Origin of the sequence: [Clostridium] colinum (assembly GCF_940677205.1) — a bacterium.
In the GTDB taxonomy this organism is placed as follows: domain Bacteria; phylum Bacillota; class Clostridia; order Lachnospirales; family CAG-274; genus Tyzzerella; species Tyzzerella colina.
In genome coordinates, this window is sequence record NZ_OW712331.1 from 1,833,855 (window position 1) to 1,851,221 (window position 17,367).

The following is a 17,367-nucleotide window of genomic DNA, read 5'->3' on the forward strand; positions in this document are numbered from 1 at the left end:
AATTTTTAAATTATAGAAAGGAGATAAAAATGCACAAACAACAGATAACTATAAAAGGCGCTAGAGAAAATAATCTTAAAAATATAGATTTAACTATACCAAGAGATAAGCTTGTAGTTTTTACAGGGCTTAGTGGCTCTGGTAAATCTAGCCTTGCTTTTGACACTATATATGCAGAAGGCCAAAGAAGATATGTAGAAAGCCTATCTTCATATGCTAGACATTTTTTAGGCCAAATGGAAAAGCCTGATGTAGACTATATTGAAGGCTTGTCTCCTGCAATATCTATAGACCAAAAAACAACTAATAATAACCCTCGTTCAACAGTAGGTACTGTTACAGAAATATATGATTACCTTAGGTTATTATTTGCGCGTATAGGTAAGCCTCATTGTCCAAAATGTGGCAAAGAAATTAAAAAACAAACTATAGACCAAATTGTAGACCAAATATGTAGCCTAGAAGAAAAAACAAAAATACAAATATTAGCTCCTATTGTTAGAGACCGTAAAGGAGAGCATATAAAGCTTTTAGAAGATGCTAAAAAAAGTGGCTATGTTAGAGTTAGAATAGACGGTAATATATACGATTTATCAGAAAAAATAAAGCTAGAAAAAAATAAAAAACACAACATAGAAATAATTATAGATAGATTAGTTGTTAAAGATGATATAAAAACTCGTCTTACAGACTCTATAGAAACTGCTATGAGCCTTACAGATGGTATAATAATTGTAGATACTAACGGTAAAGATTTAAAATTTAGCCAAAACTTCGCTTGTGAAAACTGCCACATAAATATAGAAGAAATAGAGCCTCGCTCCTTTTCTTTTAACAGCCCTCAAGGAGCTTGTGAAGACTGTACAGGACTTGGTGTAAAGCTTATTTTTGACCCAGATATTATTGTGCCAAATCCTGACCTTTCTTTAGCACAAGGAGCTATAAATGCTTCTGGTTGGAATTCTATAAACAATGCAAACTCTATGTCTAATAGTATATTTTATGCACTATCTGAAAAATATAATTTTTCTTTACACACACCTTATAAAGATTTACCAAATAAAATTAAAGATATTTTAATGTATGGAACAAAAGGTGAAAAAATAGATATACAATGGGAAGGACAAAACGGATATAGAGAATATTCTTATTCTTTTGAAGGTATAGTAAACAATTTAGAACGAAGATATAAAGAATCTTCAGATGTAATGAAACAAGAATTAGAACAATATATGGTTAATGTTACTTGTAAAAGTTGTAAAGGAGAACGTTTAAAGCCTGAAATTTTAGCTGTTACTATTAATGGTAAAAATATATCCCAAATAACTAATATATCTATAAAAGATGCAAAAAAATTTTTTGATGAACTTGTTTTATCTGAAAAAGAAAAATTTATAGGCGAACAAATATTAAAAGAAATAAACGCAAGAATAGGATTTTTAGTGGATGTAGGTCTTGACTATCTTTCTCTTTCAAGAACAGCCGGGACATTATCTGGTGGCGAATCTCAAAGGATAAGGCTAGCTACTCAAATAGGCTCAGGGCTTGTAGGATGTTTATATATATTAGACGAGCCTAGCATAGGACTGCACCAACGAGATAATGATAAACTTTTAAACACATTAAACCATTTAAAAGATATAGGCAACACGCTTATTGTTGTAGAACACGACGAAGACACTATGCGTCAAGCAGATTTTATAGTAGATATAGGTCCAAAAGCTGGTGAACACGGTGGTGAAGTTGTATTTGCCGGTACTTATGATGAAATATTAAAGTGTGAAAACTCCTTAACTGGTGGTTATCTTAGCGGTAGATTAGCTATACCTATACCAAAAGAACGTTTAAAGCCTACAAAAAATAAAATTTCTATAAAAGGTGCTTATGAAAATAACTTAAAAAAAGTAAATGTAGATATACCTCTTGGGCTTTTTGTCTGTGTAACAGGTGTATCTGGCTCTGGTAAAAGCTCTCTTGTAAATCAAGTTTTATATAAAACTTTAGCTAAAGAGCTTAATAGAGCAAAATGTAAATCTGGTAAGGCAAAGTCTATAACGGGACTTGAGAATCTTGATAAAGTAATAGATATTGACCAATCACCTATCGGAAGAACTCCTCGTTCAAATCCTGCTACCTATACAGGTGTTTTTGATCTTATTAGAGATTTATTTGCCGAAACACAAGATGCTAAAATACGTGGATTTAAAAAAGGACGTTTTAGTTTTAATGTAAAAGGCGGTAGATGTGAAGCTTGTTCTGGTGATGGTATTATAAAAATAGAAATGCACTTTTTACCAGATGTATATGTTCCTTGTGAAGTATGCGGTGGTAAAAGATATAACAGAGAAACTTTAGAAATAAAATATAAAGGTAAAAATATATACGATATTTTAAACATGACTGTAGAAGAAGCCTTGACTTTTTTTGAAAATATACCTAAAATAAAAGAAAAACTACAAGCAATATCTGATGTTGGTCTGTCTTATATTAGGCTTGGACAATCTTCCACTACTCTTTCTGGTGGCGAAGCCCAAAGAGTAAAGCTAGCAACAGAGCTTAGCAAACGCCCAACAGGAAAGACTATATATGTATTAGACGAACCAACAACTGGTCTTCATACCTATGATGTTCATAGACTTATAAATATTATTAAACGTCTTGTATCTTCTGGTAATTCTGTTGTTGTTATAGAGCATAACCTTGATGTTATAAAAACTGCCGATTATATTATAGATTTAGGGCCAGAAGGTGGTGACGGTGGTGGCACAATAGTTGCTATTGGAACACCAGAAGAAGTTGCTATGTGTGAAAAATCTTACACCGGAAAATATTTAAAACCAATTTTGTTTAAAAATACTTAGGAGAAAAAAATGAAGGATATAGTAGAAAATTTTATAAATGCAAAAAATATATTAAATGAAACTTTTAACTGTAATGATGATTTTTTTATTAAACCTTTAGTAAATAAAAAATGGACTATAAAAGATAATGATGGTATATTCTTTTTAACCTATATAGATGATAGCAACAAGGCCAAAGATTGTGTAATAGTGAAAAAAAATAATGAACCTATGATTTATAAAAAAGAAAACTATACAATGGTTATAGGTATAGAATGTGTAAAATTAGCTTTCATTTTAGATAATAACAATTTATTATAAAAATTAATATTAAAAGGTTGATTTTAAGATATTTAAATCTTATAAATCAACCTTTTAATATTATTAGATTGTAGACAAACTATTTTAGCGATAATTTCTTATTTTTATGTAAAACATAAAAATATTAATCACAATACAGAGCTTTGCCTCGTGTTGTGTAAAAAGCTAAATTTATAAGGCTTTATCCCTTGTGTGAAAAAATTAGCTTTTTTCATACAGTACCTCAAAAAATAATCTTGTTATTTTTTTGAAAGGTTGTAGACAAAGTCTACAACCTCATATTATTTAAACTTTATTTTTTATAATAAGCCTCTAGTCTATATATAGGCATACCTATACCTGAAAACTTTTCTTCATATTCTGTTTTAACGTTGCCTTCAAAGTCTGAGTTATGTAAATCTAAAGATATATTATGTAAACGCCAACCTTTATCCGCAAACTCATTTAAAGAAAATTCAAATAATAGCCTATTGTCTGTTTTAAAAAACACTTCCCCACCATCTACAAATAGTTCTTCATATAAATTTAAAAAGTTTTTATGAGTAAGTCTTCTTTTTGCCCATTTTTTCTTATTCGGCCACGGGTCACAAAAGTTTATATATATTCTATCTATTTCTTTTGGCTCAAAATAATTAAGTAGCTCTTTAACATCTGCTACAAAAAATACTATATTTTTACCTACACCTTTTTCTCTGCCCTTTTTTAATGCACTAACTATAACATTTGTCTGTCTTTCTATAGCTATATAATTAATATTAGGGTTTAAAATACTCATAGTAGTTAAAAACTGACCCTTACCTGTACCTATCTCTATATGTATAGGGTTATCATTGCCAAAAATTTCTCTCCATTTACCCTTATTTTGTTCTGGTTGATGAATAAATCTATCATTTGTATTTAATTCATTATCGCCCCACGGCTTTTTTCTTAAACGCATATTTTTACTCCTTAAAAAATTTTATGATTTTATTAGATTATAACATATTTATTAAAAATTTCAACATTTAACAATTTATATAAATATGTTAAAATATTTTTAAATAATTTTTAAGGAGATATATTATGCAAAATATTAGTGTAGATTTAGCTCAAAAAATTGTAGATGCAATAAATCAAATTTGTAAATATAATATAAACTTTATAGATAAAGACGGTATTGTAATAGCTAGTACAAATCAAAAACGTATTAATACATTTAATCAAGCTGGATTAAATGCAATAAAAACAAAAACAACAGTTATAGTAGATAATGATGATTGTTATTTAGGCTCAAAAAAAGGTATTAATACACCTATATTTATAAACGAAGAACCTATAGCCGTAATAGGTGTTAGTGGTGAGCCTAAAGAAATTGATAAATATATATTTTTAGCTATAAAAATAACTGAAATATTCTTAAAAGAAAATATTCTAAAAGAAAGTTTGTCTAATAAATTTACACAAATTAATTATATTGTACAAACATATCTTTATAACCAAAAAGAAAAATATGAACATACACTAAAAATTTTAGATAAATTAAATGTAGATATAAAAACTAATTATTATGCTATAACTATAATTTTAAAAATATTAAGATAATAGAAAAAGATATAAAACATTTTTTTAAACAATGTGGTTGTATATTAAACACTTATATATATCCTTTAGAATTTGTAGGTTTTTTACCTGAAAATAATCTTGATATGCTAAAAAATAATTTATCAAATTTTGCAAGTTCATATAAAGATATAATAAAAATAGGTATAGGTAATAGCACTAACTTAGAAAATATAAATATATCTTATAAAAATTCTAATATAGCTATATCATATATTAAAGAAAATATAAATTTTAAATTTTATGATGATTTTAGCTTAGAAATATTATTAAATAGTATATCAAAAGATTTAAAAGAAAAATATATAAATAATGTAATAAATAATTTAAGCAAAGATGAGATAAATTTATTAAAAATATATTTTGAAAATAATATGGAGCTGAAAAACACTGCAAATACTTTATTTATACATATAAATACCCTTCAATATAAATTAGATAAAATACATAAAAAAATTGGCTTTAACCCTAGATTATTTAAAGATGCAAATTTTTTATATATATTAATTAATTTATTATAAATTGTTATTAATAACAATTTTTTTACATTTTATATAATTATTTATATTATATAAAATATAGCAAATACCTCCCATTATTTATATAATAACTATATAAATAATGGGAGGTAATAGTATGAAAGTTGTTATAGCAATAGATTCTTTAAAAGGTAGTTTATCATCTACTATGGCTGGTAATGTAATAAAACAAGGTATTAATAATGTAATACCTAATGCAAATGTTGTTGTCAAACCTTTAGCCGATGGTGGTGAAGGGACTGTTGAAGCATTGGTAAATGGTATGGGTGGGTACATAGAAAAAGTTATTGTTTTAGACCCTTTAGGTAAAAAAATAGAAAGTAGCTACGGTATTATTAAAGAGAGTAATACGGCTATTATAGAAATGGCAATGGCTGCTGGCCTAACCCTTGTACCAGAAAATTTAAGAAACCCTTTAAATGCAACAACTTATGGTGTTGGACAATTAATAAAAGACGCTATATCAAAAGGTATTAAAAACTTTATAATCGGTATAGGCGGTAGTGCTACAAATGATGGTGGTATTGGTATGCTACAATCTTTAGGCTTTGACTTTTTAGATAGTAATAATAACCAAATTGAGCTTGGTGCAAAAGGAATTAAAAATCTTGTAAAAATAGAAACAAAAAATAAACTTAAAGAACTAGATGATTGTACATTTAATATAGCTTGTGATGTTAATAACCCTCTATGTGGAGCAAATGGTTCTAGCGCTATATATGGCCCACAAAAAGGTGCTACACCAGATATGGTAGAAGAACTAGATAACCTACTAAAACATTATGCAAGTTTAACTTCTAAATTATTAAATAAAGATAACTCAAATGTAGATGGAGTTGGTGCTGCTGGTGGGATTGGTTTTGCATTTTTATCCTTTTTAAATGCAAATTTACAATCTGGTATACAAATAATACTTAAATATATAAACTTAGAAAATGAAATAAAAGATGCTAACATAGTTATAACTGGTGAAGGCAGGCTTGATAATCAAACAGCTATGGGCAAAGCCCCTATTGGTGTTGCAAAGCTTGCTAAAAAATATAATAAAACAGTAATTGCTTTTTCTGGTTGTGCAACAGAAGATGCTAAGGCTTGTAACAAAGAAGGTATTGATGCCTATTTCCCTATTATACAAAAAGCTGATACTTTAGAAAATTTATTAAAAGAAGATGTTGCTAAAGAAAATCTTCTCTCTACAACGGAGCAAGTATTTAATCTAATAAAAATATTAAGGGGTGAATAAAATGGAAATAGAAATAACTACATTAGGTGCTTTAATTGGTCTTATATTAGCTATATCTCTTATTATAGCAAAAATTCAACCAACATATAGCCTTATAATTGGAGCTTTAGTTGGTGGTATAATCGGTGGCGCTTCTTTAGTAGATACTGTTAATATAATGGTTTACGGTGCTAAAGATATTATATCATCTGTACTTAGAATTATCACATCTGGTATTTTAGCTGGTGTATTAATAAAAACTGGCTCTGCTAAAAAAATAGCCGATGTTATAGTCTGTAAGCTAGGAGACAAAATGGCTATTGTAGCTATCGCTATATCTGCTATGATTTTATGTACCGTTGGTGTTTTTGTTGATATTACTGTTATTACTGTTGCTCCTATTGCACTTGCTATTGGACAAAAAACTAATATAAATAAAATGTCTGTTTTATTAGCCATGGTAGGTGGTGGTAAAGCCGGTAATATTATTTCTCCAAACCCTAACACAATATCTGTATCTGAAAATCTTAAAGTACCTTTAACCTCTATTATAATAGAAAACATTATACCTGCAATTGTTGGTCTTATAGTTACTATTTTACTTGCAAAATTTATTAGTACAAGAAAAGCAGAATCTATTACTAACAAAGATTTATCTGAAGATATAGATGAAAAACTACCTTCTTTTTTAATGGCAATATTAGGTCCTTTAGTAGTTATTATATTATTGTCTTTAAGGTCTATTTTAAATATTGCAGTTGACCCATTAATAGCTTTACCAGTTGGTGGTATTGTTTGTGCTTTAGTTACTGGTAATGCTAAGAACATTGGAGAATATTTTAATTTTGGTTTATCTAAAGTTATGCCTGTTGCCATTTTATTAATAGGTACTGGCACAATAGCTGGTGTTATAAAAGCATCTAATCTACAAACAGATTTTATTGCATTATTAGATGCTGCTAATATGCCTATACTATTATTAGCCCCTATATCTGGTATATTAATGGCAGGTGCTACTGCCTCTACAACTGCAGGCGCTACAATAGCCTCCTCTACTTTTGGTAACGTTATACTAGATGCAGGCATACCTGCTGTTTCTGGTGGTGCTATGATGCATGCCGGTGCTACTGTTATAGACTCTTTACCTCATGGTTCATTTTTCCATGCAACAGCTGGTGCAGTAAATACAAACTTTCCTAATAGATTAAAATTAATACCTTATGAAGTGTTAATAGGTTTATCTATAACTATAACTTCTATTATATACTATTTAATAACTAAATAATAAAAAATACTAAATCTTTAAATAAGGTTAAATATGCAATTTTAATAAAAAAATAACAGTTGATTCTATTTTATGTAATACTAACTTTAAATAATATAAAAATTAACCTATACTATTAAACTGAAGATAAAATATTTTAAACTAATTTTTTCATTTTTATGTTTTGTATAAACATTATAATCACAAGACGGGGCAAAACTCATATTGTGAAAAAGGTATATTTCTAGGGCTTTATTAGACATTATGCAAAGAAATTAACTTTTTTCATACAATGTCTTAAAAAAATAATCTTGTTATTTTTTTAAAGGCTGTAGATTAATCTACAGCCTTAGCTTTATAATTCTACTATTCTATATCCATACTCTCCATCATTTAAGTTTTTTACGCTTATATTGTTATCAATAGGTATAAACTCTTTAAAATCTTTTAAATTAAAGTTTTGTTCATATCTACAAGGAATGGCTAAAGTATATTTTTCTTTTTCTCCACTATTATCTATACCTAACATAAGATGTTTATATTTTTTATAAGACATAAATACAAAAGGATTGTTGCTATATTCCCAACTATTATCTGATATATTAGTTAAATCTACTGGAGATATTCTATACCAATTTATATTTTCTTGGTTGTTAGCAAAAGGCTTCATCACAACACTTTTATCTTTTATATATTCTATATTACTATTAATTTTTATATTTTTTGTATCCATATTTTGAATATTCATCATATTTTTTCTAAGATTATCTAACATATCTTTAAAATCTTGATGATTTGTATTTTTAGGTTCTTCTTTCTCATTTTCTTTGTATTTATTTTTTTCTCTTATACCTTTTTCTATTTCTAAAAGTCCCTTTTCTTTCTCTATTAAGCCTTTCTCTCTTTCTAAAAGCCCTTGTTCTCTTTCTAAAATACCTTTTTCTTTTTCTATTAAGCCTCTTTCTCTATCGGATGTAGGGTTTGTTCTTATTATTTTTCTTTCTCTTTCTATAAGGCTTTGTTCTATTTTTATAAGCTCCATTTCTCTTTTTATAAGATCTAGTTCTTTTTGTCTAATATCTTTGTCATCTGTTGGTAAATAGCCTTCCTTTAATGCTCTTTCTTTTTCTAAAAGCCCTCGTTCTTTTTCTGCCAAGCCTTTTTCTTTTTCTGCTAATCCATCTAATTTTTCATTTAAAGCTTGCTCATAATCATCTAATGAAATTTTATTTTGATTTTTCTCTTTTTCAACTAAACCTTTTTCTCTATCTATAAGCCCTTGTTCTCTCTCTAAAAGACCTTCCTCTCTATCTATAAGCCCTTGCTCAAATTCTGAGATATTTTCTTTATCATCTTCAATATTATCGTTTTTATCATCATTATCTTCTGTAGGTTTGTTGCAAGAACAATCTCCTTTAGGTATATTTATAATAGCATTTGCTTTATATTGCTCTTGCCAATCTATCTCATTACCTATATATCCAACTAATGCTGAAGATATGTCATTATCACCTTTTACCATAACAGATATAACATTAAAATCTTCTATCTTATTTTCTGGGCTTTCCATATTATCTGGGTTAAAAGAAGTAGAAAATTCACCTTTTCCATAAGCATCTACATTAAATTTTCCTAAGCATACATTTTTTACATTACCTTTTTTAAACCCTATAAGCTCAAGGCAATACTCTTCATCTGGTTTTATACCTTGTGCATAAATATTTACTTTGCCCTTTCCATCTTTTATCTCTATAACACATCTACCAAGAGAAGGTCTAAAGTCTAAATTGTATTTAGAGCTATCTTGTTTTAATGGTATAAAATTTCTACTATATCTTCTTGAATAAACCATAAAGTTCCCCCTATAATTAATATCTACTGTTATAATATATATTGTAAAATAAATTTTTATGATAAAAACTATATATTTTGTAAAAAATATATATATTTTAAATTTAAAAAGTACTATCATTTTATTTATAAATGTGTTAAAATATAAGAATAAATTATATTTGCTTATGTATATTAAACTTTTTGTTTATTTTGTTTTGGATATTAATCCCAAAACATATTAAAAGGAGGCAATTATGAAAACAATCGGTATAATAGGCGCTATGGAAGAAGAAATAGAAAATATAAAACCTCATATAGATATTATATCTACAAAAAATATTGTAGGTTTAGATTTTTATATGGGTAAAATGTCTGGAAATAACGTTGTTTTAGTTCGTTCTGGAATAGGTAAAGTGAACGCTGCTATTTGTAGCCAAGTTTTAATAGATTTATATGCCGTAGACTATATAATAAATGTTGGCGTTGCTGGTGCTATAAATAAAGATTTAAAAATCGGTGATATAGTTGTAGCAACAGATGTTATGCATCACGATATGGATACAACATATTTTGGTGACGAGCTTGGTATTATTCCTCGAATGGAAGAAAGTTGTTTTAAAGCTGATGAAGAATTAATGAATATAGCTGTAAATTCTTCTACTAAAGAAACTGAAAATACTATTTTTACTGGTAGAATAGTTAGCGGAGACCAGTTTTTGTGCGACATAGACAAAAAAAATAAAATATGGTCTCATTTTAAAGCATATTGTGTAGATATGGAAAGTGCTGCTATAGGTCAAACTTGTTATCTTAATAAAATACCTTTTTGCATTATACGTTCTATATCTGACAATTCTGACGAAAACAATGACTATGAAAATTTCTTTAGAGATAGTGCTATAAAAGCAAGTAATATTTTAAAAAATATGATAGAAGTTATATAAAAACTTATATTAGTATCAGGTTGTAGACAAAGTCTACAACCTCTCTTTTTATTTTATTAACAATATAATTGTATAATATTAAAATAAATACAAACTATTTTACATTACCTTTTTTGTATTTTTATACCTTTAAGCTAAAGATTTTAATCACAAAATAAAACTTTAATTTAGATTATGTAAAAAGCTAAATTTTTAAGAACTTTATCTATTTTCCAAAAAAAATATACTTTTTTTCATATATGTTACTCAAAAAAATAGAATATTTAACTATTTTTTATAAATAGACAAAGTATAAAAAATTAGCTATAATATAAAATATTTAATAATAACCACTTAAAACATAAAAATAATTAAAGAGGTAATAAAATGTCTAATAAAAATAATAAAAATCAAGCTATGGCTAAAGATACTATTATATATATGATTGCAAAAGGTATAGAAGGTATTATTGGTGTTTTAACTATATCTGCTATGTCTTATATATACATACCAGAACAAACCGGTAAATATTCTACTATAAATATAGCCATAACAACTATTGCTATGGTTTTAATACAATGGCTTGTACAATCTGTTTTAAGGTATATAAATAAATATGAGCTAGATAATGAACAAGACAAATTTTTTTCTACTGTTTTCTTTTCTTGGTTTAAAGTAAATATAATTGTATTTTTTATATCTAGTATTTTAATTTTAATATTAAGCCTTGGATTTTTTAAATCTATAACAAATATTTATCCTATAAGTCTTATTGCAGTTAGTATACTTATGTTTTTTACTTATAATACTTCTCAGCTTGTGATAAGTATGCTTGCTGGTGTTAGAAAAAGCAAAATAAACTTAGTTTTATCGGTTATAAATGTCATAGGTAAACTTTTATCTATTATTATTTTAAATAAACTTTTTACAACAAAAATAGAATGGATATTTGTAAGCTATATAATATTTGATTTTTTAACCGCTATAATAGGTATTATAAAACTAGATATTATAAAACATATAAAATGGCAATATTATGATAAAGAAATATTACACGTTTTAAAAATGTATGGTATGCCTTTAATGGGCAATATGATAGCTACATCTGTTTTAAACAAATCAGATATATATATTATAAGCTACTTTTTAGATGAAAATAAAGTTGGTATATATCAAACTAATTATTCTATAATAGCTTCTGCCTTTACTCTATTAGCCACTGGTGCTATGAGAGGTAGCTACCCTACTATTCTCAGAACTTGGAGCGAGGGTGATAAAGCTCTTACAAAAACTCTTATAGGCAATGCTATAAGAACTTATCTTTTAATATCTTTACCTGCTGTTTTTGGTGTATTTTGCACCTCAGACTTTATAGCTAAAGTGCTTTTTGAAACAAGATATTTTGAAGGACATAGTATAATGGGCTTTGTTGCTCTTGGTATGATGTTTTTGGGTCTTACAGAATATGCTATTAAACCTTGGGAGCTTAATGCTCGTACACAAGAAATTTTTAAAAGAAGTATGATAAGTGGTGTGTTAAATATTGTTTTAAATATATTTTTTATTAAAAGCTTTGGGTATAAATTTGCTGGTATAAGTACATTTTTATCATTTTTTATATATTTTTTATTAGCTAAAAATGGAACAAAAGAACATATGCCTTTTGTTATTAATAAACTATCTTTATTTAGAATTTTAATAAGTGTTTTTATTATGAGTATAACAATAATTATTATAAAATCATTCTTACCTATTAATATTATTACTTTATGTTTACTTGTTTTTATAGGTGTAATAACTTATACTATATGTCTCTATTTTACAGGTGAGGCTAAAAATGAGATAAACCTTATTATAAATAAACTTAAAAGAAAATAATATATCTAATTTTGTAAAATTTTTGTGAAAATAATTGTATTATTATAAATAAATATTGTTAAAGCTTATAAAAGGTGGTAAAATAAAAATAATGTAAAAACTAAAACAATTTTTAATATAGATATGAAAGGAATTTATACCTATGAAAAAGATTTGTATGATTGGTATTGGATATGTTGGGTTACCTACTGCTGCTATGTTTGCCTCTAAAGGCCATAAAGTAATAGGATATGACTTAAACAAACGTGCCGTAGATGCTCTTAACAAAGGTGAAATAATAATAGAAGAGCCTGGTCTTTTAGAGCTTGTAAAAGAATGCGTTGCAAATGGTAATTTATCTGCAACTACGACTTGTCCTCCAGATTGTGATGTTTATATAATAGCAGTGCCTACTCCTATTAATGAAGATAAAACGGCAGATATGAGCTATGTAGAAAGTGCTACAAAAGCTATTGTGCCACATCTTAAAAAAGGTTGTATAGTTATATTAGAATCTACTTCTCCTCCACGTACAGTAGAAGATTTAATGTTACCTATCCTTAAAGAAACAGGTCTTAAACTTGGTGAAGAACTTTTAGTAGCACACTCTCCTGAGCGTATTTTACCAGGAAAGGTAATAGAAGAGCTTAGAACAAATAGCCGTATTGTTGGTGGTATAAACGAAAAGTCTAGCCTTGAAGTTAAAAAAGTTTATGAAAGTATTGTAGAAGGCGAAATATTTATTACAACATCTACTACGGCAGAAATGTGTAAAGTTATGGAAAACACATTTAGAGATGTAAACATAGCTTTAGCTAACGAGCTTGCTAAAATAAGCGAAGAGCTTGGCGTTAATGCCTTTGAGGTTATCCGTCTTGCAAACCACCACCCACGTGTAAATATATTAAGCCCAGGTCCTGGAGTTGGCGGACATTGTATAGCTTTAGACCCTTGGTTTTTAGTAGAAAAATCAGAAAATGCTAAGCTTATAAAACAAGCAAGGCTTATAAACGATAGTATGCCTCAATATGTTTTTGATAAAATAAAAAATATATTAGGTGGATTTAGTGGCCAAACAATAGCTTTATTAGGTGTAACTTATAAACCTAATATAGATGATGTAAGAGAAAGCCCTGTTATGCATCTTTTAGATATGCTAAACAAAGAAAATGTAGTAGTAAATGTTTGCGACCCGCACGCTAAAGACCAAGTTAAAAATAATATGGATATTTATGATGCTATAAAAGATGCTAGTATTATGGTTTTAGGTGTAAACCACGACGAATTTAAAGATATAGATTTTAACAAAGTATCTACTTTATTAAAAGACAAAAATATATTAGATACAAGAAATTTCTTTAATAGAGAAGATATTATAAAAAATAACTTAAATTATTATTTATTAGGTGAAAAATAATGGAAAAAATTCTTATTATTGCAAACCAATTTCCACCTATGGGTGGCTCTGGTGTGCAAAGAAGCGTAAAATTTGTAAAACATCTTAGAACATTTGGATATGAACCTATTGTTTTTACAAGACAAACAACTGGAGCTAAACTTTTAGATGAAACTCTTTTAAATGATGTTCCTCACGGTGTAAATATTGTTAGAACAAAGGCCTATGAACCTTCAGAAGTAGAAGGACTTTTAAAAATTCCTTTTAAAGTGTTATCTAAAATAATGATACCAGATAGTGCTAGGATATGGTTTGAAACAAGCAAAAAAGAAGCTTTAAAAACTATACAAGATAATAATATAAAATTAATATATACAACAAGTGCACCTTATAGCGACCATCTTTTAGGTTTATATATAAAAAGAAAACTTCCTAACATACAATGGGTAGCAGATTTTAGAGACGAATGGACTAATAATCCATACACTTTAGATAATCCACATAATCCTATAAGAACTAAAATAGAAAAAAATATGGAAAAAAATGTTCTTTTAGAGGCCGATTATTTAATAACTAACACACCTGTTATGAAAGATAACTTTATTAAAAACAATAAAATATCTGGAGATAATTTTTATGTTATACCAAATGGATATGATGAAGAAGACTTTTATGGTATGGATTTTACAAGCCCTAATAATGATAAATTTACAATGGTTTATACTGGTGCTTTATATGGTAGAAGAAAACCAGATAACTTTTTTAAAGCAATAAAAAATTTAAAAGAAAAAGGAATAATTAAAGAAAATAGCTTAAAAGTTAAACTTATTGGCAATTATCATAAAGACAAGCTACAAGCTCAAATAGATGGTCTTGGCTTAACAAAAGAGATAGAAATAATAGGATATGTGCCTCATAATGTTTGTATAAAACACCAGCTTAGCTCAGATGCTTTAGTTTTAATAGAAGGCAGTGGCGTTGGGGCCAATGCTTTTTACACTGGTAAAATATTTGAATATATGAACACTAGACGCCCTGTCCTTGCATTATTACCAGATGGTGTGGCTAAAGATTTAGTTTTAGAAAGTAAAATAGGTGTTGTAGCAAATACAGATGATATTTTGCAAATAGAAGGCATAATAAAAGAATATTATGAAAAATGGCAACAAAATGTTTTAACATTTAACCCAGATTTTAACATAATAAAAAAATTTGAACGAAAAATGCTTACTAAAGATTTAGCTAATATTTTTGACAAAGCATTAAACATTAATAAAGTTTAACTTTTTAAAATAAGATAATATGTTGTTATATAAAACATTATCTTATAATATATATTAAAATAATACCTTGGGGTGTGATAATAAAATGAAAGTGCTTCATTTAATAAGCGGTGGAGATGGTGGCGGAGCTAAAACCCACGTTATAACTCTCCTTAAAAGGCTTATCAAAGAAGGCATAAATGTAGAGCTTTTATGTATAATGGAAGGTATCTTTACCGAAGAAGCTAAAGAGGCAAACATACCTATAAAAATTATACATCAAAATAAAAGATATAGCTTAAAGCCTATTTTTAACATAAAAAAACATATCCTTAATGGCGATTATGACATAGTCCATTGCCACGGTGCACGTGCAAACTATATTGCCCTTTTTATAAAAAATAGCTTTAACATACCTTTTATTACAACTTTGCATAGTGATTATAAGCTAGACTTTAAAGATAGTATATATAAACAAACTATATTTATGCCTATTAATGCTATTGCGCTTAGAAAATTTGACTATATATTAGCTGTTACAAAAGCCTTTAAAAATATGCTTATAGAACGAGGCTTTAATGAAAAAAAACTAAAAGTTATATATAATGGTATAGATATGCAAAAAAATATAAATATTTTAGATAAAAAAGAGTTTTTAAAAAGTTATAATATACCATTTTATGAAGACTATATATATGTAGGTATAGCCGCTAGACTACAACAAGTAAAAGGCTTAAAAGATTTTTTAGAAGCTACTAAAATTTTATTAAAAGATAATAAAAACATTATGTTTTTAATAGCTGGTAGCGGTAGCTTAGAAGATAATATAAAAGCCTATATAAAAGATAACAATTTACAAAATAACGTAAAAATGTTAGGGTTTGTAAATAATATAGATAGCTTTTATAATTCTATTGATATAAATGTTTTAACTAGCTATTCTGAAAGTTTCCCTTATGCCCTTTTAGAAGGTGCTAGGCTAAAAAAAGCTACAATAGCAACTTGTGTAGGTGGTATACCAGAAATGATACAAGATAACAAAACAGGTCTTTTAATAGAGCCTCATAATAGCAAAGATATAGCAAAAAAAATAAATATACTTTTAAAAGATAAAAACCTTATGTCTAGCTTTGGCGAGAGCTTTTATAAATATGCCTATGACCATTTTTCAGATGAAAAAATGGCAAAAACACATATAGACATTTATAAAAATATTTTAAAGGAGACAAAAAAGTGAGTAAAATAATAGATGAAAAAGGAAAATTATTTGGATTTATAAACATTGTAGATTTATTAGCATTATTAGTTATAATAGGTGTTGTAGCCGTTGTTGGAATAAGGCTTACTAGTAGCGCTAGAAATGCACAAGGTCAAAATCCATTAGATAGCAAAAAGGAAATTTATGTTACATTATATGGAAACTCTATAGTTCCAGAAGCTATAGAAACTTTAAAACCTGGTGATAAACTTGTAGCTAACAATGTATTTACAGATGCAGAAATAGTATCTGTTGATATGAAACCTGCTGCATATATTACTACTAATTCAAACGGTGAGCCTCTTCTTACAAACCACCCAATATGGAAAGACATTACTGTAGTTATAAAAGATACGGTTAATGCCTCTAACCCTATCTTAAAAGCGGGTAACCAAGAAGTTAGAGTAAACTACAATTTTATATTAAAAACACAACAATTTGAGGCAAACTGTAAAGTTCGTGATATAGAGCTTAAAGATATAAATGCAGACAATCAAGCAACAAAAGAAAGTGAATCTGTATCAGAATAGGAGGTATATTATGCCTTTGTTTATTAAAAAAAGTTTTATTTATACATTACTAGATAAAACTCTAATAAACCCTTATAATACTAGCTTGTTAAAAAAAGTTTTAGGTAAAATATCAAATTGTTTTAAACAAAGCTTTATATATAAATCTATTCAAAAATATTTAGATAAAAAACCTTACTTTTTAAATAGTATTATATACAAATTTATTAGAAAAATAATAAAAATAATTGACAAAATAATGGATTTTTTACACAAAAAAATTAAAACTTATCTATTAGGCAGTAATAGCTTTATAGAATTACGAAATATAAAATATTTTACTAAAGAAAAAAAATTATTATTATTATGTATATTATTAGGTGCTTTTAATTTATCTTATAGCTTTATTGGTATAATATTTAATACAATAAATCTTTATATATCTTATGGCCTTTTAATAATAACAATAATTTTATATTTATTTAGTAGAAATACAAATTGCTTTAAAGAAAGCTTTATTTATAAAATATTTAAGAGTTGGTGA

Annotated in this window: 15 protein-coding genes; 13 read left to right on the forward strand and 2 right to left on the reverse strand. The window is 27.1% G+C overall.

Translation table 11 applies throughout. The annotated features are described in order from the left end of the window. Positions 1-29: 29 nt before the first annotated feature. Positions 30-2,861 (forward strand): excinuclease ABC subunit UvrA, encoded by a 2,832-nt coding sequence (uvrA, locus tag NBW53_RS08890; protein ID WP_250277910.1) that lies wholly within the window; start codon positions 30-32, stop codon positions 2,859-2,861. A gap of 9 nt (positions 2,862-2,870) precedes the next feature. Then, positions 2,871-3,161, forward strand: a complete 291-nt coding sequence (locus tag NBW53_RS08895; protein WP_250277911.1) for a hypothetical protein — start codon at positions 2,871-2,873, stop codon at positions 3,159-3,161. Between the two features lie 292 nt (positions 3,162-3,453). Here NBW53_RS08895 and trmB read toward each other — a convergent pair whose 3' ends face one another. Then, entirely contained in the window at positions 3,454-4,098 is a 645-nt protein-coding gene (trmB, locus tag NBW53_RS08900; RefSeq protein ID WP_250277912.1) for a tRNA (guanosine(46)-N7)-methyltransferase TrmB, read from the reverse strand. Between the two features lie 125 nt (positions 4,099-4,223). Here trmB and NBW53_RS08905 point away from each other — a divergent pair, with 125 nt between their 5' ends. The 4 genes from NBW53_RS08905 (at position 4,224) to NBW53_RS08920 (ending at position 7,806) form a co-directional block, all read left to right on the forward strand. Next, positions 4,224-4,742 (forward strand): sugar diacid recognition domain-containing protein, encoded by a 519-nt coding sequence (locus NBW53_RS08905; protein WP_250277913.1) that lies wholly within the window; start codon positions 4,224-4,226, stop codon positions 4,740-4,742. Positions 4,743-4,846: 104 nt separating this feature from the next. After that, positions 4,847-5,281: a PucR family transcriptional regulator gene (locus NBW53_RS08910; protein WP_250277914.1), complete on the forward strand. Its 435-nt coding sequence runs from the start codon at positions 4,847-4,849 to the stop codon at positions 5,279-5,281. Between the two features lie 115 nt (positions 5,282-5,396). Beyond that, complete coding sequence (locus tag NBW53_RS08915) at positions 5,397-6,542, forward strand: glycerate kinase (RefSeq protein WP_250277915.1); 1,146 nt, start codon at positions 5,397-5,399, stop codon at positions 6,540-6,542. Between the two features lies 1 nt (position 6,543). Further along, a complete protein-coding gene (locus tag NBW53_RS08920; protein WP_250277916.1) occupies positions 6,544-7,806 on the forward strand; it encodes a GntP family permease in 1,263 nt (420 codons plus the stop codon). Positions 7,807-8,140: 334 nt separating this feature from the next. Here NBW53_RS08920 and NBW53_RS08925 read toward each other — a convergent pair whose 3' ends face one another. Beyond that, on the reverse strand, positions 8,141-9,637 hold the full coding sequence (locus NBW53_RS08925; protein WP_250277917.1) for a hypothetical protein: 1,497 nt from the start codon (positions 9,635-9,637) through the stop codon (positions 8,141-8,143). A 235-nt stretch (positions 9,638-9,872) separates the two neighbouring features. Here NBW53_RS08925 and NBW53_RS08930 point away from each other — a divergent pair, with 235 nt between their 5' ends. From NBW53_RS08930 to NBW53_RS08960, 7 genes are all read left to right on the forward strand, one after another. Next, the gene (locus tag NBW53_RS08930) at positions 9,873-10,562 is read left to right on the forward strand and encodes a 5'-methylthioadenosine/adenosylhomocysteine nucleosidase (RefSeq protein ID WP_250277918.1); all 690 of its coding nucleotides are present in this window, start codon (positions 9,873-9,875) and stop codon (positions 10,560-10,562) included. Positions 10,563-10,928: 366 nt separating this feature from the next. Next, a complete protein-coding gene (locus tag NBW53_RS08935; protein ID WP_250277919.1) occupies positions 10,929-12,419 on the forward strand; it encodes a lipid II flippase MurJ in 1,491 nt (496 codons plus the stop codon). Positions 12,420-12,561: 142 nt separating this feature from the next. Continuing rightward, positions 12,562-13,815, forward strand: a complete 1,254-nt coding sequence (locus NBW53_RS08940) for a nucleotide sugar dehydrogenase (protein ID WP_250277920.1) — start codon at positions 12,562-12,564, stop codon at positions 13,813-13,815. Continuing rightward, complete coding sequence (locus tag NBW53_RS08945; RefSeq protein ID WP_250277921.1) at positions 13,815-15,077, forward strand: glycosyltransferase family 4 protein; 1,263 nt, start codon at positions 13,815-13,817, stop codon at positions 15,075-15,077. The genes NBW53_RS08940 and NBW53_RS08945 overlap by 1 nt, the downstream gene beginning before the upstream one ends. An 85-nt stretch (positions 15,078-15,162) precedes the next feature. Next, positions 15,163-16,293, forward strand: coding sequence for a glycosyltransferase family 4 protein (locus NBW53_RS08950; RefSeq protein WP_250277922.1), 1,131 nt, complete (start codon positions 15,163-15,165; stop codon positions 16,291-16,293). Then, the gene (locus NBW53_RS08955; RefSeq protein ID WP_250277923.1) at positions 16,290-16,844 is read left to right on the forward strand and encodes a DUF4330 domain-containing protein; all 555 of its coding nucleotides are present in this window, start codon (positions 16,290-16,292) and stop codon (positions 16,842-16,844) included. Before NBW53_RS08950 ends, NBW53_RS08955 begins: the two co-directional genes overlap by 4 nt. A gap of 10 nt (positions 16,845-16,854) precedes the next feature. Next, a complete protein-coding gene (locus NBW53_RS08960) occupies positions 16,855-17,367 on the forward strand; it encodes a hypothetical protein (protein WP_250277924.1) in 513 nt (170 codons plus the stop codon).

Bases quoted from the DNA above. Each gene is read 5' to 3' on its own strand.
- NBW53_RS08930 (WP_250277918.1), top strand. From the start codon at position 9,873: ATGAAAACAATCGGTATAATAGGCGCTATGGAAGAAGAAATAGAAAAT.
- NBW53_RS08915 (WP_250277915.1), top strand. From the start codon at position 5,397: ATGAAAGTTGTTATAGCAATAGATTCTTTAAAAGGTAGTTTATCATCT.
- NBW53_RS08920 (WP_250277916.1), top strand. From the start codon at position 6,544: ATGGAAATAGAAATAACTACATTAGGTGCTTTAATTGGTCTTATATTA.
- NBW53_RS08940 (WP_250277920.1), top strand. From the start codon at position 12,562: ATGAAAAAGATTTGTATGATTGGTATTGGATATGTTGGGTTACCTACT.
- NBW53_RS08960 (WP_250277924.1), top strand. From the start codon at position 16,855: ATGCCTTTGTTTATTAAAAAAAGTTTTATTTATACATTACTAGATAAA.
- NBW53_RS08905 (WP_250277913.1), top strand. From the start codon at position 4,224: ATGCAAAATATTAGTGTAGATTTAGCTCAAAAAATTGTAGATGCAATA.
- NBW53_RS08945 (WP_250277921.1), top strand. From the start codon at position 13,815: ATGGAAAAAATTCTTATTATTGCAAACCAATTTCCACCTATGGGTGGC.
- NBW53_RS08935 (WP_250277919.1), top strand. From the start codon at position 10,929: ATGTCTAATAAAAATAATAAAAATCAAGCTATGGCTAAAGATACTATT.
- NBW53_RS08950 (WP_250277922.1), top strand. From the start codon at position 15,163: ATGAAAGTGCTTCATTTAATAAGCGGTGGAGATGGTGGCGGAGCTAAA.
- NBW53_RS08910 (WP_250277914.1), top strand. From the start codon at position 4,847: ATGCTAAAAAATAATTTATCAAATTTTGCAAGTTCATATAAAGATATA.
- trmB (WP_250277912.1), bottom strand. From the start codon at position 4,098: ATGCGTTTAAGAAAAAAGCCGTGGGGCGATAATGAATTAAATACAAAT.
- NBW53_RS08925 (WP_250277917.1), bottom strand. From the start codon at position 9,637: ATGGTTTATTCAAGAAGATATAGTAGAAATTTTATACCATTAAAACAA.
- NBW53_RS08895 (WP_250277911.1), top strand. From the start codon at position 2,871: ATGAAGGATATAGTAGAAAATTTTATAAATGCAAAAAATATATTAAAT.
- uvrA (WP_250277910.1), top strand. From the start codon at position 30: ATGCACAAACAACAGATAACTATAAAAGGCGCTAGAGAAAATAATCTT.